This window comes from Dysgonomonas sp. Shenzhen-Wh21 (assembly GCF_043392705.1).
Lineage (GTDB): Bacteria > Bacteroidota > Bacteroidia > Bacteroidales > Dysgonomonadaceae > Dysgonomonas.
The window spans coordinates 27,540-47,117 of the sequence record NZ_JAIXHZ010000209.1 but is presented as its reverse complement, the minus strand read 5'-3'; the positions used below and the strand labels follow the sequence as shown (position 1 = coordinate 47,117).

Below are 19,578 nucleotides of genomic sequence, written 5' to 3'. Positions count from 1 at the left end.
AGAGATGATATCTTTTTTCTGTTGTTCAAGTTCAGCTTCGATAAGAGCTTTGTGAGAAACAACAACGTTTTTGAACTCGTGGTTGATTTTCACTACCTTGAACAACAGAAAAAAGATATCATCTCTAAGCTTGAAAAAGGTCAGGTACTTGAAGGTACAGTTAAGAACATCACTTCTTACGGTGTATTTATCGACCTTGGCGGCGTAGACGGACTAATCCACATTACAGACCTTTCTTGGGGACGTGTACAACACCCAGAAGAAGTGGTTAAATTGGATGAGAAAATCAACGTTGTTATTCTTGACTTCGATGATGACAAGAAACGTATTGCATTAGGATTGAAACAATTGACTCCTCACCCTTGGGATGCACTTAGCGCTGAGCTTAAAGTAGGCGACAAGGTGAAAGGTAAAGTTGTGGTTATGGCTGACTACGGTGCATTCATCGAAATCGCTCCGGGTGTAGAAGGCTTGATCCACGTTTCAGAAATGAGCTGGGCTCAACACTTACGCAGTGCACAAGACTTTATGAAAGTTGGCGACGAAGTAGAAGCTGTAGTGCTTACTCTTGATCGCGACGAACGTAAAATGTCTCTTGGTATCAAACAATTGAAACCAGATCCATGGGAAAATATCGAAGAAAAATATCCTATCGGAAGCCAGCACACTGCAAAAGTTCGCAACTTCACTAACTTCGGTGTATTTGCAGAAATAGAAGAAGGTGTAGACGGACTAATCCACATTTCAGACCTTTCTTGGACTAAGAAAATCAAACACCCTAGCGAAGTTACTGCTATAGGTGCTGACATCGAAGTACAAGTACTTGAAATAGACAAAGAAAACCGTCGTTTAAGCCTTGGTCACAAACAACTTGAAGAAAACCCTTGGGATGTATTCGAAACTATATTTACTGTAGGTTCTGTACACGAAGGTACTCTTGTTGAAATGGTTGACAAAGGAGCAGTAATCTCTCTTCCTTATGGTGTTGAAGGTTTTGCAACTCCTAAACATTTGGTAAAAGAAGATGGTTCTCAAGCTAAGATCGATGAAAAACTTGATTTCAAAGTAATCGAGTTCAACAAAGACTCTAAAAGAATTATCGTATCTCACAGCCGTGTGTTTGAAGATGAAAAGCCGGAAGCTAAAGAAGCTGCTGCTGAAAAAAGAGCAAAAAAATCTTCTAAGAAAGAACAAGCTGAAACTTCAACTCAATCTAACGTAGAAAAAACTACATTAGGCGATATAGAAGAGCTTGCAGCATTGAAAGAAAAACTTTCGGGAGATAACAAATAAATATCTTTTTGATATTCTGATAAAAGGGTTCACTAATTAGTGAACCCTTTTTCGTTTAAAATGTTAAAATAAAAGTGAAAGTTCTCTGTACATTTTGTATATATGAAAAGACTATCTAATTTTGCATTTTAGTTGCATAAGCAATCAACACATAAAACCACTATATGAATACTAAGAGTTTAGGATTAGCCTTATTTTTCTTTTTTAGTATAGCATCCACAGTTTCGGCACAACAGTTTCTATCGCTGGAGCAATGCCGACAACTTGCAATAGAGAACAACAAATCGCTCAAGATCGCTTCTGAGCAAGAGAGAATAGCATATTATGAGAAGAAGGATGCACTTACCAAATTCTTCCCCGAGATATCGTTTACGGGAGCATATTTGCGCAATGAGAAGAATTTGTATCTCATTCCATCTTCTGCCATACCGACATCCATACCTCTCCCGATAGAGATTCCCGGAATAGGCAATAATATTCCGATAGACGACAAAATCCGCAATAGCATTCATGATCTAGGAAAGGTAGACATCAAAAACGTATGGGCGGGAGGATTTACGCTTACACAACCGTTGTTTATGGGAGGAAAGATCGTTGCTTACAATGATTTGAGATCTTATGCTCAAGACCTAGCCAAAACGATGAAAGAGACTCAAATGACAGAAGTTATCGTGGAGGTAGACAATGCATATTGGCAGGTTGTATCAGTAGCCAATAAGAGGAAGTTGGCGGAGGCGTATGTTAAACTCATGCAAAAGATGGACTCTGATATTTCTGCAATGGAGCAAGAGGGCGTAGCCACAAAAGCCGACAGGCTATCAGTGAACGTAAAACTAAATGAGGCAGAGATGACTCTTACAAAAGCTGAAAACGGGCTGAGTCTTTCAAAAATGCTATTGGCGCAAATATGTGGACTGGAGATTAACGATCAGCTTACATTGAAAGATGAAAATATAACAGACATTGCAACCGATGAAGGCGTAGAAGCTATACCCAACATAGACGAAGCCATATTGAACAGGACAGAGATAAGAAGTCTCGAGCTAGCCACAAAGATATATGGGAAGAAAGAAAAGATTGCGGTAGCCGAGTTTATGCCGAATGTTGCACTTACAGCAAACTATTTATGGACAAATCCGAATTTGTTTGACGGTCTGGAAAACAAGTTCGCCGGAATGTGGAATGTAGGAGTACTACTAAAAGTCCCTTTGAATTTTGCGTCTAATTCGGCAAAACTGAATGTAGCAAAAGCCGAAACACGTGTCAAACAATTTGAAATGGAGGATGCAAAAGAAAAAATTAAACTGCAAATAAACCAATCAGCATACAAACTGTCGGAAGCAAACAAAAAGCTAAAGACTGCACAAAAAAACACAGAAAAGGCTGATGAAAATCTAAGATACGCAAACGTAGGATTCGAAGAAGGAGTAATCCCTTCGTCGGATGTTATAGCAGCACACACAGCCTGGTTATCGGCTCACTCGGATCTTATAGATGCTCAGATCGACATTATCTTATGCCGAATATACCTGAACAAAGCATTGGGTCGTAAGTTTTAAAAACATCTTATATTTATCTATATATAAGGAACTAAGATGATAAAAGTATACAACTGGGAAAACAATAAAAAAAGTGTCACTTTTGTCACCTTTTAGACCTAAAACAACTGATTAACAAATCGATATATATTTGAAAAAAAGTAACAAATAAAGATATGGATACAGAAAACAAAAAAACAGGTTCTAAACTCATACCTATTCTGATTTTTGCCGCCGTTATTATTCTAGTTGGCTTATACGGTTTCTTCTTCCTCAACCAAGAAGACAACATCATACAAGGTGAAGCGGATGTAACCGAAGTACGTATATCAAGCAAAGTGCCCGGACGTATAGCAAAATATATGGTAGACGAAGGAAGCTATGTAAAAAAAGGTGACACTCTTGCTATATTAAGTATCCCTGACATCGACGCTAAGCTGGCACAGGCAAATGCGGCACAGCAAGGGGCTGCGGCACAAAACCAAAAAGCAATAAAAGGTGCACGCGTAGAGCAAATCCAAGGGGCATACGAAATGTGGCAAAAGGCTAAAGTAGGAACAGACATAGCTCAGAAGTCGTACAAGCGTGTTCAAAACTTGTTTGACAAAGGTGTTGTAACCGCACAAAAGAGAGATGAAGCCGAAGCACAATACAACGCATCGGTTGCAACAGAAAAAGCCGCGAAGTCTCAATACGACATGGCTGTAAACGGTGCAGAAAAAGAAGACAAAGAAGCCGCCTTTGCCTTATTGGAAAGAGCGAAAGGTGCTGTAGCAGAAGTATCATCTTACATCTCTGAAAGCTATCTGATCTCACCTATTGACGGAAAGGTTACCGAAAAATTTCCGAACGAAGGAGAGTTGGTAGGTACAGGAGCTCCGATAATGAATGTTGCTAAACTAGACGATAAGTGGGGTTCATTCAACATCAGAGAAGACCATCTAAAGAACTATAAAGATATAGGTAAGACATTCAAGGCATACGTTCCGGCACTGGATCAGGAAGTAGAGATGACCGTATACTATGTCAAAGATTTGGGATCGTATGCAGCATGGAAAGCAACCAAAACAACAGGACAGTACGACAGAAAGACTTTTGAGGTAAAAGCACGATTCAACGACAAAGCAATCGATGTACTGCCGGGAATGTCACTTATCATTAAAGAATAACAAATGAGCTCTAAAACCGGTATACTAGCCATATTCAAAAGGGAGTGGATACGTATATCCTCATCCAAAATATGTATATGGGGGATATTCGTTGCTCCGCTATTGTCCATGATTATTTTGATGTGGATGATGAGCGCAGGGCTACCCTCACGTATACCTATTGCGGTGGTAGACTTAGACAATACGACTACAACACGCTCTTTGATACGCCAGTTGGATGCTTTTGAAAAAACAAACATAAAGTACAAAAGCCTTTCGTTTAAAGAAGCAAGGCATCAGATGGAGCGAATGGAAGTATATGCTGTACTGACCATACCGAAAGATTTTACGAAAGATGCAATTTCAGGCAATCGCCCCAAATTGGTTTATTATACCAACAATGCTTTTTTAATATCGGGCTCTCTGTTATTTCAAGACTTGAAAACAATATCTACGCTGGCTTCGGCCTCAGTAGGACTAAAGACCGCAACGGCAAAGGGCTATACAGAAAACCAGATTATGCCGATCTTGCAACCTATTACCATAGATGCGCATCCCACAGGAAATCCTTGGCTCAACTATTCGGTATATCTGAACAATGTCCTCTTGCCGGGTATATTGCAATTGATTATCCTGATGTTTACCGTATCAGCTTTCGGTTCGGAAATAAAAGCGGGTAACGGTTCAAAACTGATGTCTATGGGAGACAATTCCATCATCAAAGTAATGATAGGTAAACTACTTCCGTACACGATCATATATATGGGGATAGCATTATTATTTATGGCAGTTCTTTATTACATCAATCGATTTCCATTGCATAATGGTTTTTGGCCTATGTTTTTTAATTATGTATGCCTCATCCTGGCAGCACAGGGAGCAGGCGTCATCCTTTTGGGAATATTCCGCAATTACAGATTCGCGCTAAGCATAGCCAGCCTCATAGGAATGGTATCATTTTCTATCACAGGATTTTCATTCTCTACATTGGCAATGGATGGAAGCCTGAGTGCATTGAGCAACTTATTCCCGCTAAGGCATTTTTTCCTTATCTATGTAGATCAGGCGCTAAATGGTATAGCGGTGGGCTACTCCATGTATCATTATGCGGCACTGCTTGGCTTTGTGTTGCTATCAATATTCTTCTTCGGTACTGTAAGAAAATTACTGAAGGATAACGTATATGAGCTATGAAAAGATTACTACTTGACATATATTATGTTTGGATTAACGAGCTAAAGGTCATATTCAAAGACCCGGCAGTCATATTACTATTCTTTATAGTACCGCTGGCCTACCCTGTACTGTATAGCTTTATATACAATAACGAAACTGTACATGAGGTAAAAGTTATATTTGTAGATGATTCAAACTCTTCGCTATCAAGGGAATTTAAAAGAAAGGTAGATGCCACAGCCGATGTAAAAGTAATAGGATACGCTTCGGACATGGAAGAAGCCCGTGAAGCTCTCCGCAGGAAAGAGGCTTACGGAATAATGTATATCCCCAGAGACTTCAGCAAAGATATACATACTCAGCAGCAAACGAAAGTTAGCGTGTATGCCGACATGAGCAGTCTACTGTTTTATAAGGCAATGATACTCAGTGCTACCGAAGTATCGCTGGATATGGGTGCGGATATACGCGTTGTCGAAACCGGAAGCGGCAGTCAGGAAGAAGATGCGACTACTCGACAAACAGTAGAGAATGAATGGGTTCCGATGTATAACCCACAGAATGGATTTGCAAGCTTCCTTGTTCCTGCGATACTTATATTGATTATACAGCAAACTATGTTTCTGGGTATCGCTACTATTGTTGGTACACACAACGATAAGAAACGGTTTACAATAGCATCGCACACAGCCCAAGGCAAAAATGTAGGCGCCATAAAGCTAACGATAGGCAAGGCCTTTTGCTATGCCTCTTTATACATGCTAATCTCGGTATGGGTACTACGGGTAATACCATATATCTTCAAGTTTCCGCAGATAGGAGACCCATTGACAATTGCAGCATTTCTTATGCCGTTCCTGTTATCGGCTACATTCTTTACAATGACACTCTCCTACTTCTGCTCGCAGCGTGAATTTGGAATGATGTTGTTTGTATTTACCAGTGTCATATTTATATTTATATCGGGTATATCTTGGCCTTGGACTGAGATACCTACAGCCATAAAGGCGATAGCATATATTGTTCCGTCTACACCGGGTATTCACGGATTTATAAAAATAAACACAATGGGAGCTACTCTGAATGATGTGTGGTTCGAATATATAGCTCTTTGGATACAGGCAGGAATATATTGTATTACGGCAACCATAATGTATAAATGGTGGATACAGAATTACGACCCGGAATACAAAGGTATGATAAGAAAAAGAGTTGAATAAATCTTCAACTCTTCTTCATCTTCTATTGATATTTCTCGAAGTCAAAATCTTCTCGCTTAGCAAAGCCACCTTCTATAAGTAACTCTGCGGCACGCCTGTAATCCTCCGATCTGACCTGTAATCTGGCTGTACCTAACCCTGCGGTGTAAACAGTAAGATATTCTCCATTTACAACACAGTCTATGCCATTGTCAATCAGAAATGATTTTGCTATAGCCAAATTAGCTTCAAAGTCAGCGCTTTTTAAAGTAACCAGTTCATCCATAATCTTTAGATTTATTATCCACTTATAAATGTAGATATAATCAACAAATTAGACAAGACGAAGAATATTTATTTCAATTATTTATAAAATAATTCGGTTTATACCATAAACTACTTTACATTTACAGAATAAAATATTATAAATCACTTTAAGTAAAAAATATGATACTCCGGTTAACTCTTATAATAACTCTATTAACGCTATCAGTCAGGGCATTTAGCCAGATTCAAATACAAGGATATGTACGAGACGAAAACAGCAAAGGCATAGCTTTCGCAAATGTTTATATAGAAAATACAGTGGATGGAACGAGTACCGATGAGAACGGACACTTTGTTTTAGAAACTGAAGAGAAAGGGTCTGTTACGCTGATAGCTTCATTTGTAGGATATAAACCGTTCTCTATCACTTCCGATGTTTCGAAATTGAACAACTTAGCTATTAACCTGAAGCCCGACCTAACAAACTTGAATGAAGTAGTCGTTACGGCAGGTAGTTTCCAGCTAAAAGGAGGATCGAATCTGGAAAAAAAGAATGCTATCGATCTAGTTACAGCGGCAGGCTCGGAAGGAGATTTATATAAATCTATAACAAACTTACCCGGTGCTCAAATATCCGGCACAGACGGCAAACTGCAAGTAAGAGGCGGAAGCAGTTATGAGACTCAGACCTATATAGACGAGATGCACGTAATGTCGCCATATACATCCATGCCGGCAAACACAGCAGTGAGGGGAAGGCACTCTACATTTATATTTGATGCGATAAACTTCTCTACGGGAGGCTTCTCGCCGGAGTATACTCAAAGTTTGTCGAGCGTACTGCCCTTGTCGACTAAAGACGAAAGCACTATTACGAAGATAGGAGCTAGCCTAACTAGTGTAGGCTTGGGAACGGGAGGCACAAAATCGTGGGATAAAGGATCAGCTTCTTTTGATGTAAATTATACAAATCTTGAGCCATATACAAAACTTATATTCCCTGACGAAAAGCCGGATTGGGATAAGTATTATCAAGGAATATCGGCAGCCAATCAGTTTCGGTTTAAGCTAGAAGACAAAACATATCTTAAAACATATTTCACTTACGACAAAACTCTTTTTAAGAAAAGAGAGACTCCCGCATTCAGTAATATTGATCGCAAACTAGATTTTGATGAAGATAACCTATACCTAAACAGCACATTCAAAAAGCGATTTACCAATGGGATAAATTACTTCGCCGGAGTAGCTTATTCATGGAATAAGAAGAATATAAATAATGCCAGAGTACCGAATGACTTGTTTAAGTCGGATGAAAGTGAACTCCATTTAAAAACAAAGGCTGAGAAAAGATTTTCGAGCTTGTATAAGCTTGCAGTAGGTACAGAAGCGTTGGTCAGAAAATATGAAATGACTTACATGGACGAGAAAAGTATAGAAAGAAAAGTAAATCATAATATCGAAGGATTATTCTTCAGCAATGATTTTAATCTATCAGACAAGCTGCTCTTAAACGCATCATCACGTATCGAGTATGCTTCGTTAGACAAGTCTTTTGCTCTACTTCCCCGCATTGCCTTAAACTACAATATAAAGAAAGACATTGTATTATCGGCTGTCGCAGGAAAATATCAGCAAACTTCCCCCAACGAAAATTTGATTTACAACAATCACCTGTCACAAGAGAATACAACACAATATATACTAAGTGCACAAAATACAATTACAAATTATCGAGTATTCAGAGTAGAAGTTTACCACAAGAAATATAATAAACTAACTACCATATATGACGACTTTTATCACTCTGATGGACATGGATATAGCCAAGGCGTAGACCTAATGTATAAAGATGGGTTCAGAACAGGGAACAAGCAATCCTTAGAATATATGCTATCGTATTCATACAATGATTCGAAGCGAAAATATGCCGAATACAATAAAAAAGTTACGCCGCCATTTGTTACAAAACATAATGCATCGGTCATTCTAAGATATTCGAACGAAAAATTAAAAAGCATAATTGGAGTTACAAACCGTTTTGCCAGTGGGCGTGCATATCACAATCCCAATCTGCCCGGTGTAATGAACGAAACAACTCCCGCTTACAACTCTTTGGATGTTAGCTGGACTGTATTGGCACACAAAAGGCTAATCATATATGCGAGTGCTTCAAATATTCTTGGCAGAACCAACATATATGGGTATGATTATAATCCGAACCCGAATACATCGGGCAGATATGAAGCAAAGCCTATAAAGTCGTATCAAAATAATTTCTTCTTCATCGGATTCTTCTGGACACTGAGTGGAAAAGTAGCATACGATCCGGCAACATTTTAAAATAAAACATTAACCCTTAATTATATTCTTATGAAAACGTTTAAATTTTATCTTTGTATAGCAATACTAATTGTACCAATGGCTTTATCAGCAATAACAAATACTGATTCAACCTATTTGAAAGTAATGGAGAAAACAGTATTAAAATTAGATTCGGCCAAATCGGTAAACGAGTTACAAACAATCCGGAATCAATTTGAACGGATATCTTTGAAATATGACAAAGAATGGCTACCTCTTTACTATGTAGCATACACAGGAATACAAATGGTATATTACAGCCCGAAGGCAGAAAACAATGAAGCCATTCTCGAAACGGTAAAAGCAAGTCTTGACAAGCTAAATTCATTTACCGATGCCGACAAGTCAGAAGTCAGTACTTTGTATGGGTATTATTACAATGGATTATCGATGACTAATCCCGCAGTAAATGGACAAAAATATTTTAATGATGTAATCAGTAACTATGAGAAGGCTATAAAGCTGAACCCGGAAAATCCGAGACCAATCTTTTTATTGGCTTTTTATGAAAGTTTTTTACCAGACTTTATTCGCTCGAAACATGATTTTTGTGAAGAGATAAGTAAAGCAAAATTACTATATCAAAAAGAACAAAAAACAATAGGCCAACCGCATTGGGGCGAAACTTTTATGATACAAATTTCAGCGAAGTGCAATAAATAAAATAATACCGGCATAATGGAAAATAATTTCACCGAACAAGATAGCTTGAAGCTTATCAATGAAATGATCTCGCAAGCGAGAAACAATTTTCAGGAAGGAGGCATTAGAACGAGTATATTCAGTGGATATGTAGTGGCAGCAACCGCTTTTGCCAATTTCATCCTCATCCATACATTAGACGATCCAAACCAATCATTCTGGATTTGGCTAACAATGATACCAATGATAATAATATCAAGAATAATAAAGAGGAGATATTCGAGAAGTGCGACAGTGAAAACACATATAGATAAAATAGTAAGACACATCTGGAATGCATTTGCTATATCTGTTGCTATCTTTCTTATAACTATTTATGGAGCAGCATACGCTTTACATTCAGGCTTTCTGGGAATCCTCATAACCCCTATAATTTTAACAATGATGGGTGCAGCACAATTTACAACCTCGATCGCTTGCCGATTCAGACCATACCTTTATGGAGCATGTATTTTTTGGGGAGGAGCCTTAATGTGCACATTAAGTTATATTTTTGCCAGTGGTGATATTCAATTTATTATCTTGGGTATATGTGCTATCCTTGGACTTTGTGTACCGGTACATATAGCAAACCGTAAAGCCGTTAAAAATGTTTAAAGAGCTTGATCCACTCTTACACTCGCAACTACGGCTGGCAGTAATATCATTGCTGCTATCTGTAGAAGAAGCTGACTTTGTCTTCATCCGAGAGAAGACAGGTTCAACTGCGGGTAACTTGAGCGTACAAATAGAAAAATTAAGCGAAGCCGGATATATCAACGTCCGCAAATTCATTGATGGGAAGAAACCCCGCACCGTTTGCAAAATAACTCAAACAGGCATAGATGCATTTGACAAATACGTAAAAAATCTGCAAAGTTATATTAAGAAATAATGCAAGAAGCAAACCATATCTTTATTAAGCGTGTTATAAAAGATAGAGTTCAATTTTATTAACATAAAAATAAAAGAGTATGGGATTCATTTGGTCGATAATAATAGGTATAGCTGCCGGATTTATAGCCGGCAAGATTATGAAAGGCAGTGGCTTCGGACTTATACTAAACCTTATAGTCGGTATTGTCGGAGGATTACTCGGTGGATGGATATTTACACTGCTCGGGTTGGATGTAAACGGTATTCTAGGCAACCTGGTAATGTCTACTATAGGAGCAATCGTACTGCTTTGGATAATATCCTTATTTAAGAAAAAAGAATAGAGTATAAAAAGATATAATTCTTAAAAGCAGAGAAAGAGGTATATTCCAACGAGTATGCCTCTTTCTCTGCTTTTAACTAATTCTTATTTCTTCGCCAGCAATACTACATTCTCTACATGATGTGTATGAGGAAACATATCTACAGGCTGTACTCTTTCCACTTTATATTTTTCGTCCAACAAAGATAAGTCACGTGCCTGAGTAGCCGGATTACAACTAACATATACAATACGATCGGGCTCGGCAAAAAGAATTGTCTTTATCACATCATCATGCATACCTGCACGTGGAGGGTCAGTGATAATCACATCAGGGCGTCCGTGCTCATTGATGAAGTCCTGTGTAAGGATATCTTTCATATCGCCTGCATAAAACAGCGTATTATCTATCTTATTTATTTGGGAATTAACTCTTGCGTCCAAGATCGCATCCTCTACATATTCTATCCCTATCACTTTCTTTGCCTTAGAGGCTACAAAGTTGGCAATAGTACCTGTACCTGTATAGAGGTCATATACAAGTTCATCGCCCGATAGATTTGCAAAATCACGTGCTATTTTATACAAGTTATAAGCTTGCTCGCTATTTGTCTGATAAAAAGACTTAGGACCTATCTTAAACTTTAAGCCTTCCATCTCTTCATATATACAATCATTTCCTTTCCATACCAGAACGTCTTGATCTGTTATAGTATCATTCGCTTTCTGATTGACAATATAGAGTAATGACGTTATTTGAGGAAACTCTGTGGCAACAGCCGTCAATAAGTCTTCTTGTTGTTCTTTTTCATCATCATAGAATACAACAATCACCATCAGTTCACCCGTTGTGGATGTCCGTACAATAAGGTTGCGCATCAATCCTCCTCTATTTCTTAAATCAAAGAAAGTATAGTTTTTATCGTAACAGTATTGACGTATAAAATTGCGAATCTGATTCGATATATCATCTTGCAGCCAGCATTTGTCTATATCCAACACCTTATCAAACATACCCGGAATGTGAAAGCCCAACGCATTCATATTATCAAAACTTTCGCCGGAATTGATTTGCTCCAAGGTAAGCCATTTTTTATTCGAAAAAGTGAACTCTAATTTGTTTCTATAAAACTGTGCTTTTTCCGAACCTAATATATGATGAATATCGGGTAACTCTATTTTTCCGATACGTGTCAAATTATCCTCAACCTGCTTTTGCTTATACTTTAATTGCTCCGCATAGGGCAGGACTTGCCATTTACAGCCGCCACAGATACCGAAATGTTCACAGAATGCTTCTGTACGGTTTGGTGAGTATGAGATAAAACGGACAGGCTTCCCTTCCGCATATTTATTTTTCTTGCGGGTTATTTGCAAATCGATCACGTCGCCCGGCACAACGTATGGTATAAACACAACCAAATCGTCTACCTTGGCTATCGCTTTGCCTTCTGCGGCTACATCTACGATCTCTACATTTTCTATTAACGGAAGTTCTTTTTTCTTTCTGGCCATTGATCTTTATTTGAGTATAAAATGCGTGCAAAGATAATTCTATTTTTTCGCTTTTTGGTGATAGCAACACCGGCTATCTCGAGAGCTTTAGAAAAAGGTGACAAAAGTGACACTTTTTTACTTATTTTTTATCGTCACTTTTCCATATTAAGCTATAAAAAGGATATCTATATCACGGATCACTTATATAAGATAAATTAGAACAAAAGATATAACCTGATGGCCTCTATCCTATTTTTTCTTCATTTCCTTAATAGTCTTGTAACAGACAAAAGTCAGAAATAAACCAATTAGAATAATAACCGTCCATAAGAAAAGAGGCTTTTCAATCAGTGAGGGCTGCCTATCAGGCGGAGCAGCAATTGCTATATCTATCTGAGATAGATTCTCAGTTTTAACAATAGGTAAATCTACAGGAATATCATTCTTAAAGTGATCTATGTCATAATCAGGTGATGATTTAGACTTCAGTCCAACCTCCAAATAATACTTTTCACCCTGCTCCAGGTAAGCGCACAAATAACGATTCAACCCATACGCTTTGATTGAAGTAATATCTAACGGGAGATTATTGTTATTCTCGATAGCTATAAAGGTTTGCTTACCAAGAGGAAAATAATCGACGATGAAAGAGTTATCCGTTTTGGACGACAAATCGAACCTTAAAGTCTTTCTGTTGATTGTATCAGATAAAAGAACATGCCGCAAATAATGAGCATCACTTTGTACCGATATCTCCAGTCGATTGATCTTATATGTGTCGTGCAAATCGGGAAAACTGATATATGTCTTTTTATTTATACTATCTTTTGCCACAAACCGCCCTAGACTGATTTCAGAAAACTGTCCATAAATATTAGAGCTTGCATAATCACCTACCCTTAATATTTTCAACGGACTGTTTTGATCATTTTCAATCGTTATCTCATAATACTTATAGTTTCCTTGGGGAATATCGAGCAGTAAGGCTTCTTCGTTATTATCCGCCTTGTGCCCCAAGCTATAAATATGGGTTTTCTGCTTTACGATATACCATTGCGACATATCATTACTCCCTCTCACTGAAGCATATTTATTGACGTCGGCACTACGTATAAAAATATAAAAACGACTTATATCATCTAGCTTTGTATTATCTATAACAACAATATTAAGACTATCCTTTTCAATATTCTGCTTTAATGAATAGCTTTCAAATCGACTTACTTCCTGCACCGGACTCACCGCTCGCAGAAAATAAGGGATCTCTTTATTTTTACTATTGTATATCCTCAAATCGGACAAGTCAAACGCAACAGACTTCGCTATTATATGCTGATCTAGTTCTATATTATAATAGCCTTTTTCCTGTACAGGCTTTATTTCTGCACGCCAAAGTGACTGCCCAGAGACTTGAAAGAGAAAAAGAGAAAGCAGATATGTAAATATTATTCTTTTCATCAGTCTTAGTTTTTATTCCTTATTTTCTTCAATTTCTTCTACTTCATCAGCTTTTACCAATGTTTTTATCTTCTGTTGCAAGAAGGATACCGACAACAGGATAACTCCCAAAATAATGAACGACACAATCCGACCGGCCTGTGACATACGCCACACATCGTAAGCATAAAACTTGAGTATAATAACACCAAAGAATATCAGTGATATTTTACGCAGCAACACCTCTTTTCCATTCAAGCCCCATATCATCAAAATCATTGCCAAAACACCCCATAAGATAGGATAACCAAAGGTATGGACATCGTATAACAAGAAGTCATAATTCTCTACATTCCCAAACAATGCAATGATAGTATGATCGGTTTCTATACTTAATATCAGTACACATAAGACAACCAACACCCAGCATATAGGAGAGAACCATTCTTGAGGCAATGACTTTATATTTTTCACAAGCAAGTAAGCGATATATATAACGGCCGGTAATGATAGGTAATGTATCAGAAAATGAGCTGTACTATACATACCGCCATAGAATATATCGAAGCGCAGGTCTATAGCCATATATGAATAGAAAGCGCCATAACAAATCATAGAAGCAAGCAATAAAACATAAGTAAAAGCTGCCGAAGCTTTTCTCCTGTATATAAAAGCCAATAATGCGATATACAAGGCTGTATATGTAGCCATACACAAATACCTAAAGCTCGAGTAAAAGTCAATATCTGTAAAGCGTTCTAATTGATAGTTTAGCTCTAAGAATGGCATTACATAAGCCAAAGTAATAAGAACATATTTAAATACCTTGACTACAGCACCGACTGATAATAAGTCAAATCCTCGTATTTCGATTTCCATATCAGGATCTTCTTTTCTCAAGATAAACAAACAAATGGCAGAAGCTACTATTACCACTATTCCTGTGATAACTATCCTATTCACCAATATTGGTAATTCGGGATCGTAAGAATAATTGTTGTGAATATCCATCACATAAGAAATTACCGTTAGCAAACAGATGATACCAAAGCCGAACCAAAACACATTAATACGTGATCTACGCCACAGCAATAACAAGACAACAGCCTCAGCAGCCCAAAACATGGTAATAACATGGCCATTGAGCTGTATCGGAATAGCCAGACTGACAAAAGTCATCACTACAGCTATAATCAGATATATGAGATTCCGATCCACTTCGCTACGTCGGAATAAGGTAAACATAACAATTGCATTAAACACTGCCAAAACTATTGTTATTAGCCCCCTTACATCGTATTGATATTGATCCCAAACATATAAACAGGCAAGGAATACAAACAAGTTATTGGATAATATAAGTAAACTCTGATAGGCCGTAACCTTTTTTTCTGTCCTCAGGTGATCTATTATAGCCAATAGATAAAACTGCACGAAAAACAATACAGCAAACAGCGTAACAAGTACTAAACTATGATCTCGATAAGCGGTTAACAACCAACTCCAAAAGAATCCCAAAGTAAGCACATAACACATAATACCTATAACACGCCACTTCTTAGCAAAAGAAATGACAAGCATACCTGTATTCAGAATTAATATATAAGAGAACAGTACAATATAATTTCCAGCTCCTGTACTTATCATCAGTGGTGATGCAAAGCCACCAAGCAAAGAAAATATGGCCAATTCTTTGCGGTCATATAAGAGTGAGAGAATAACAGAGAAAACTGTTATGGCTATAAGCAATACAAAAGCAATGGGTTGGCTAAACAATTCATACTCTCTAAATGCCAATGTTATTGTAATATAAAAGACAGAAATACCACCACCTACCAGTATCGAAGAAAAGACATGATATTGTTTTTTGAGCTTATGAGCTATACCGATGATTATACCTCCGGTAAGCAATCCTATACCTACACGTCCGATTTCATTAATCCAATCACGGTCTATAGCATATTTTACAAAGAAGGCAATACCCAACACCAAAGTCACAATCCCTACTTTGCTCAGCCAGTTTTCACCAAGAAATCTTTCTACAAAGTTTCGCTCAGAATCCATAGTCTCATTTGTAGAAGCTGGCTCGGATGCTTGAAGTATACTCTCTACAACAGCTTCTTCTTTTTCATGAACGATAGAAGCGGCAAACGAAGGAATAGTTTCTTCTTTCTGTTCATTAACGACTGATATTATCTCCTCGACAGGCTCGTCATCGAGTACCATTTCTTTAAACGCAGCGATATGAATATCCGGAAGAGAAGTCTCATCTACAGCCTCCGGCTCCTTGACTTCTACATCTGTTGAATTTACGTTCTCCATAGCCGACAGCTCATCAACTACCTCAAGTCTTTCTTTTACTGCTCCTTGAGAACCAGCTTCTTTAAAAAAACGTGTTAGTTTAAAGTTCAGATCATTGAAACTATTGTTCAAATATTCAATATCGTTGCGGATAGAACTTACTTTTGCATATATAATAATGGGAAATACAACTATGACGATTAATATAATGATAACTAATAATATCAGAAAGCCTTCCATAAGATTCTTGTTAAGTTGATAATAGCTTAATAATCCTGTAAAAATACATGTAATATCGAACAATAGCACTTTTTTAGATAAAATATGATAAAATAGAAATTTTAACAAAAAAATCCCCAGAAAAATATTCCTGAGGATTTTAATATTTTCACTATCTATAAATTATTCTATCACTTTTTTTGCATCTATTCTTCGCACGACTATACCGTATATAACCAAAGCAATGGCCGAAACTAGCCCTATGGCAAAGAATACATACCATAAGTAATGGGCGTTGGCTGTAGCTGCTGCGTAATCCGCCGCAAAGTTAGTCGAGTTGGCAAAGCGCTCCGACAAGGGATCGGGACAAAATCTTTCCAATAAGAAACCGGCAACAATAAAGCTGACCAACGAGGAAACGAATGAATGTAAATGGCTGAATCCAAGATAAAGCCCCTCCTCTCCTTTAGGCGATTGCAATGAAAAATACTCGAGAAAACGAGGAGAGATAAAACATTCAGCTATGGCCTGAAAGGCGATACCCACGATAAGGGTAAGCGTTACAGGATGTATGGTCGTAAGTCCAAATACAGAAATAGGATCACCACCCATTATATTTCCAAAGGACATGATCAATGCTGAGAAAGGTATAATAAACATACCTACCATGATGGACGATAAAGGCGAGCGCTTTTTCATTATCGTGGTAATCAAGTTTACCAATAGGAAGACGAAGAAAGGGTTTACGTTAGCAATCCATCCCGGAGAAGCATCTGCTCCTACCATACGGATTACATATTTAGGCATAGAGGCATACATCTGCTGCTGTACAATCCAGAAACCGCTGGTGATAAGAATGAGAGCAACAAGGCGTCCGTTCTTACACACCTTTATCAAGGCTTGCCATATCTCCGAAAGGCTCTTGCCTTGTCCTGCCGTTTGTGTCGACTTATACATGAAGAAAACGATAACAAGAGCAATTAAAGTCATCGTTCCCGAAAAATAGTTCAGGTAGACCAAACCCTGATCTCCAATACTTTTACGAAGCGGATCAACTACAGTCTTACCTGTAAAAGCTCCGATATTCACCATCATATAGAAAATAGCAAAACCTCTTGCTCGTGTTTCTGTAGTCGTTTCTTTAGCCACAGTACCCGAGATTACGGATTTTATAAAAGCTCCACCCACAACAATCAATAACAGTATAGGGACAATTGTCCATTGCTGCATACTATCTCTGAGACCTGTAAACGTGGTGTATCTGTCAAAATTACCTACACCTAAAGAGTTAAAAAAGGAACGGAAAGTCTCTATTACCAGCCCGCTATCTTTAGAGCCGGGTTCTAATCCGACTGCATTGGCAGCACCATATTGCACAAGTCCTGCACTCTCCAAAAGAGTAGGTACTAAGCCTAATCCAAAGTACCCGACAGTAAGTAGAGCAAAGGCAACCATTATAGCTTTACGGAAACCGATTCTATCAGAATATGCACCAACAAATGTGGGTAAGAAATACAACAATGCAGAAAACGAACCGGCGATAATACCGGCCTCAACATCATTGAAGCCCCATACATTGGATAGATATAAGGTTAATGAAATAAAAATTGCATAATACGCTAGCCGCTCCAACAGCTCAACTGTGTTGGCGACCCAAAAGGCTTTTGAGAATTTAGTCATCAGTCTTTATAGAATTATTAAAAATAAATTGAATTGCGACAAAAATAAGAAAATTATCCGATTTAACAGTTAAAAAGTTATCCGGATGACACTATTCAGCCTTTTTTAACTCAATACAGAATGTTGTCCCCACACCGATTTCTGACGTTTTTACATAAATTCGCCCCTTGTGATAAGACTCAATGATACGTTTGGCTAATGAGAGTCCAAGCCCCCAGCCTCTCGATTTTGTTGTATAGCCGGGATTAAAAATAGTTCTAAACTTAGATTTGGGAATTCCCTTCCCTGTATCTTGTATATCGAGGGATACAAACTTCCCTTTTTCAGAAAGCCGATATATTATTTGCCCTTGTCCGCTCATAGCATCAACAGCATTTTTGGTAAGATTTTCTATTACCCAGCTTAGCAATGGCTCGTTCACCTGTGCATAGAGAGGCTTATCTGACAGTTCTACAACAAAAACAACTTTCTTTGATATCCGCTTTTCGAGATAAGCAATCGATCGATGAATTATATCTACCATATTTTTAGGCTCTAAGGCAGGAACCGAACCTATTTTAGAAAACCGATCCGTAATCATTTGCAGTCGGTCTACATCTTTCTCCATATCTCTTACAATAGACTGATCCGTTTCTTTGAGTTTCAGATATTCCAGCCATGCCAGCAAAGACGATATAGGCGTCCCTAACTGATGAGCAGTCTCTTTCGACAACCCTACCCACAAGCGATCCTGTTCCATTCTCATAGTAGTAAACAGAGCGAAGAAAGCTGTAATCATAAATATAAACAGCACACCCAATTGAACATAAGGATATAACTGCAATTGTTTTAACGTATACGAATCATCATAATATATGTACTGGTCGAACCCTTCAGCTTCAATAATGATAGGATCATGCCTTTTCTTAAAAGATTCTGCTCTTTGCTTCAGAAAAATCTGGTCGTCAAGCTCGGGGAGATCGATATTTGCCGAAGTATAAAAATTCTCTTTTTTATCGTATAGAATAACAGGTATCGTCGTATTACTTTTCAGTATCTGAGCAACCAGATTCATATTCATATTTTCAGCATTGCTAGCCATTTCTTTTGTAGCCTCAGCCCAAATCTCAATTTTATTTCTCTCTTCTTTCGATAGATTCTCGACCAAAAAATGTGACACAATAAGAGATGCCACCACAATAAGAAGAGCAATGACTACAAACAGAGACCTGAATAGTATTTTATTATTTTCGAATAATTTCATTCAATATATGCTTTATTATACACCTAACGCTTTATACGCCTATTACATTTGATTTCAAACAACTTACAAACAGACACTTCAATAAAAAGTGACAAAAGTGACAGTTTTGCGTATGTTTATAAGTGTCACTTTTCTCTTTGCAGAAACACCAGTATATATAGATAAAATTTAATATTTCTTATGTGCTATATACAAAGAGACAATATTTTTATCCATTCCTTTAAAGAAAAAATCTTCCTCCGAAAAATTATATGTTTTCTGCATCTAAGATACAAACTAGCTTTTACATCAAGAAAATAATTAAAGAAAAGACTACGATATAAATTACTAAAATAGT

16 protein-coding genes are annotated in these 19,578 nt (G+C 37.6%); 10 read left to right on the top strand and 6 right to left on the bottom strand.

The window, feature by feature from the left end; translation table 11 throughout:
• The 5 genes from LDB17_RS14355 to LDB17_RS14335 all read left to right on the top strand — a co-directional run.
• Positions 1–1,293: S1 RNA-binding domain-containing protein (locus LDB17_RS14355; protein WP_393925106.1), on the top strand; the 1,293-nt coding region annotated here is incomplete at its 5' end.
• 164 nt (positions 1,294–1,457) lie between these two features.
• Complete coding sequence (locus LDB17_RS14350; protein ID WP_252638454.1) at positions 1,458–2,852, top strand: TolC family protein; 1,395 nt, start codon at positions 1,458–1,460, stop codon at positions 2,850–2,852.
• A 155-nt stretch (positions 2,853–3,007) separates the two neighbouring features.
• Complete coding sequence (locus tag LDB17_RS14345; protein WP_135107097.1) at positions 3,008–4,000, top strand: HlyD family secretion protein; 993 nt, start codon at positions 3,008–3,010, stop codon at positions 3,998–4,000.
• A gap of 3 nt (positions 4,001–4,003) precedes the next feature.
• Positions 4,004–5,173, top strand: coding sequence for an ABC transporter permease (locus LDB17_RS14340; RefSeq protein WP_252638453.1), 1,170 nt, complete (start codon positions 4,004–4,006; stop codon positions 5,171–5,173).
• Positions 5,170–6,375 (top strand): ABC transporter permease, encoded by a 1,206-nt coding sequence (locus tag LDB17_RS14335; RefSeq protein WP_006841976.1) that lies wholly within the window; start codon positions 5,170–5,172, stop codon positions 6,373–6,375. The genes LDB17_RS14340 and LDB17_RS14335 overlap by 4 nt, the downstream gene beginning before the upstream one ends.
• Positions 6,376–6,397: 22 nt before the next feature.
• Here LDB17_RS14335 and LDB17_RS14330 read toward each other — a convergent pair whose 3' ends face one another.
• The gene (locus LDB17_RS14330; protein ID WP_006841975.1) at positions 6,398–6,640 is read right to left on the bottom strand and encodes a putative signal transducing protein; all 243 of its coding nucleotides are present in this window, start codon (positions 6,638–6,640) and stop codon (positions 6,398–6,400) included.
• Between the two features lie 161 nt (positions 6,641–6,801).
• On the opposite strand from LDB17_RS14330, the gene LDB17_RS14325 reads away from it, so the two are divergent.
• The 5 genes from LDB17_RS14325 to LDB17_RS14305 all read left to right on the top strand — a co-directional run bounded on the left by LDB17_RS14325 (position 6,802) and on the right by LDB17_RS14305 (position 10,886).
• The gene (locus LDB17_RS14325) at positions 6,802–8,964 is read left to right on the top strand and encodes a TonB-dependent receptor (RefSeq protein ID WP_252638452.1); all 2,163 of its coding nucleotides are present in this window, start codon (positions 6,802–6,804) and stop codon (positions 8,962–8,964) included.
• 30 nt (positions 8,965–8,994) lie between these two features.
• The gene (locus LDB17_RS14320) at positions 8,995–9,648 is read left to right on the top strand and encodes a hypothetical protein (protein ID WP_252638451.1); all 654 of its coding nucleotides are present in this window, start codon (positions 8,995–8,997) and stop codon (positions 9,646–9,648) included.
• Positions 9,649–9,663: 15 nt separating this feature from the next.
• Positions 9,664–10,284: a hypothetical protein gene (locus LDB17_RS14315; RefSeq protein WP_252638450.1), complete on the top strand. Its 621-nt coding sequence runs from the start codon at positions 9,664–9,666 to the stop codon at positions 10,282–10,284.
• Complete coding sequence (locus LDB17_RS14310; RefSeq protein ID WP_252638449.1) at positions 10,277–10,561, top strand: transcriptional regulator; 285 nt, start codon at positions 10,277–10,279, stop codon at positions 10,559–10,561. Before LDB17_RS14315 ends, LDB17_RS14310 begins: the two co-directional genes overlap by 8 nt.
• A gap of 79 nt (positions 10,562–10,640) precedes the next feature.
• Positions 10,641–10,886: a GlsB/YeaQ/YmgE family stress response membrane protein gene (locus tag LDB17_RS14305; RefSeq protein ID WP_252638448.1), complete on the top strand. Its 246-nt coding sequence runs from the start codon at positions 10,641–10,643 to the stop codon at positions 10,884–10,886.
• Between the two features lie 83 nt (positions 10,887–10,969).
• On the opposite strand, the gene rlmD is transcribed toward LDB17_RS14305, so the two are convergent.
• From rlmD to LDB17_RS14280, 5 genes are all read right to left on the bottom strand, one after another.
• Complete coding sequence (gene rlmD, locus LDB17_RS14300; protein WP_252638447.1) at positions 10,970–12,379, bottom strand: 23S rRNA (uracil(1939)-C(5))-methyltransferase RlmD; 1,410 nt, start codon at positions 12,377–12,379, stop codon at positions 10,970–10,972.
• Positions 12,380–12,610: 231 nt separating this feature from the next.
• Entirely contained in the window at positions 12,611–13,819 is a 1,209-nt protein-coding gene (locus tag LDB17_RS14295; RefSeq protein WP_252638446.1) for a hypothetical protein, read from the bottom strand.
• Positions 13,820–13,831: 12 nt separating this feature from the next.
• The gene (locus tag LDB17_RS14290; protein ID WP_252638445.1) at positions 13,832–16,339 is read right to left on the bottom strand and encodes a DUF2339 domain-containing protein; all 2,508 of its coding nucleotides are present in this window, start codon (positions 16,337–16,339) and stop codon (positions 13,832–13,834) included.
• Between the two features lie 162 nt (positions 16,340–16,501).
• Positions 16,502–17,998, bottom strand: coding sequence for an MFS transporter (locus tag LDB17_RS14285; protein WP_252638444.1), 1,497 nt, complete (start codon positions 17,996–17,998; stop codon positions 16,502–16,504).
• A gap of 91 nt (positions 17,999–18,089) precedes the next feature.
• The gene (locus LDB17_RS14280) at positions 18,090–19,241 is read right to left on the bottom strand and encodes a HAMP domain-containing sensor histidine kinase (RefSeq protein ID WP_252638443.1); all 1,152 of its coding nucleotides are present in this window, start codon (positions 19,239–19,241) and stop codon (positions 18,090–18,092) included.
• Positions 19,242–19,578: the final 337 nt, after the last annotated feature.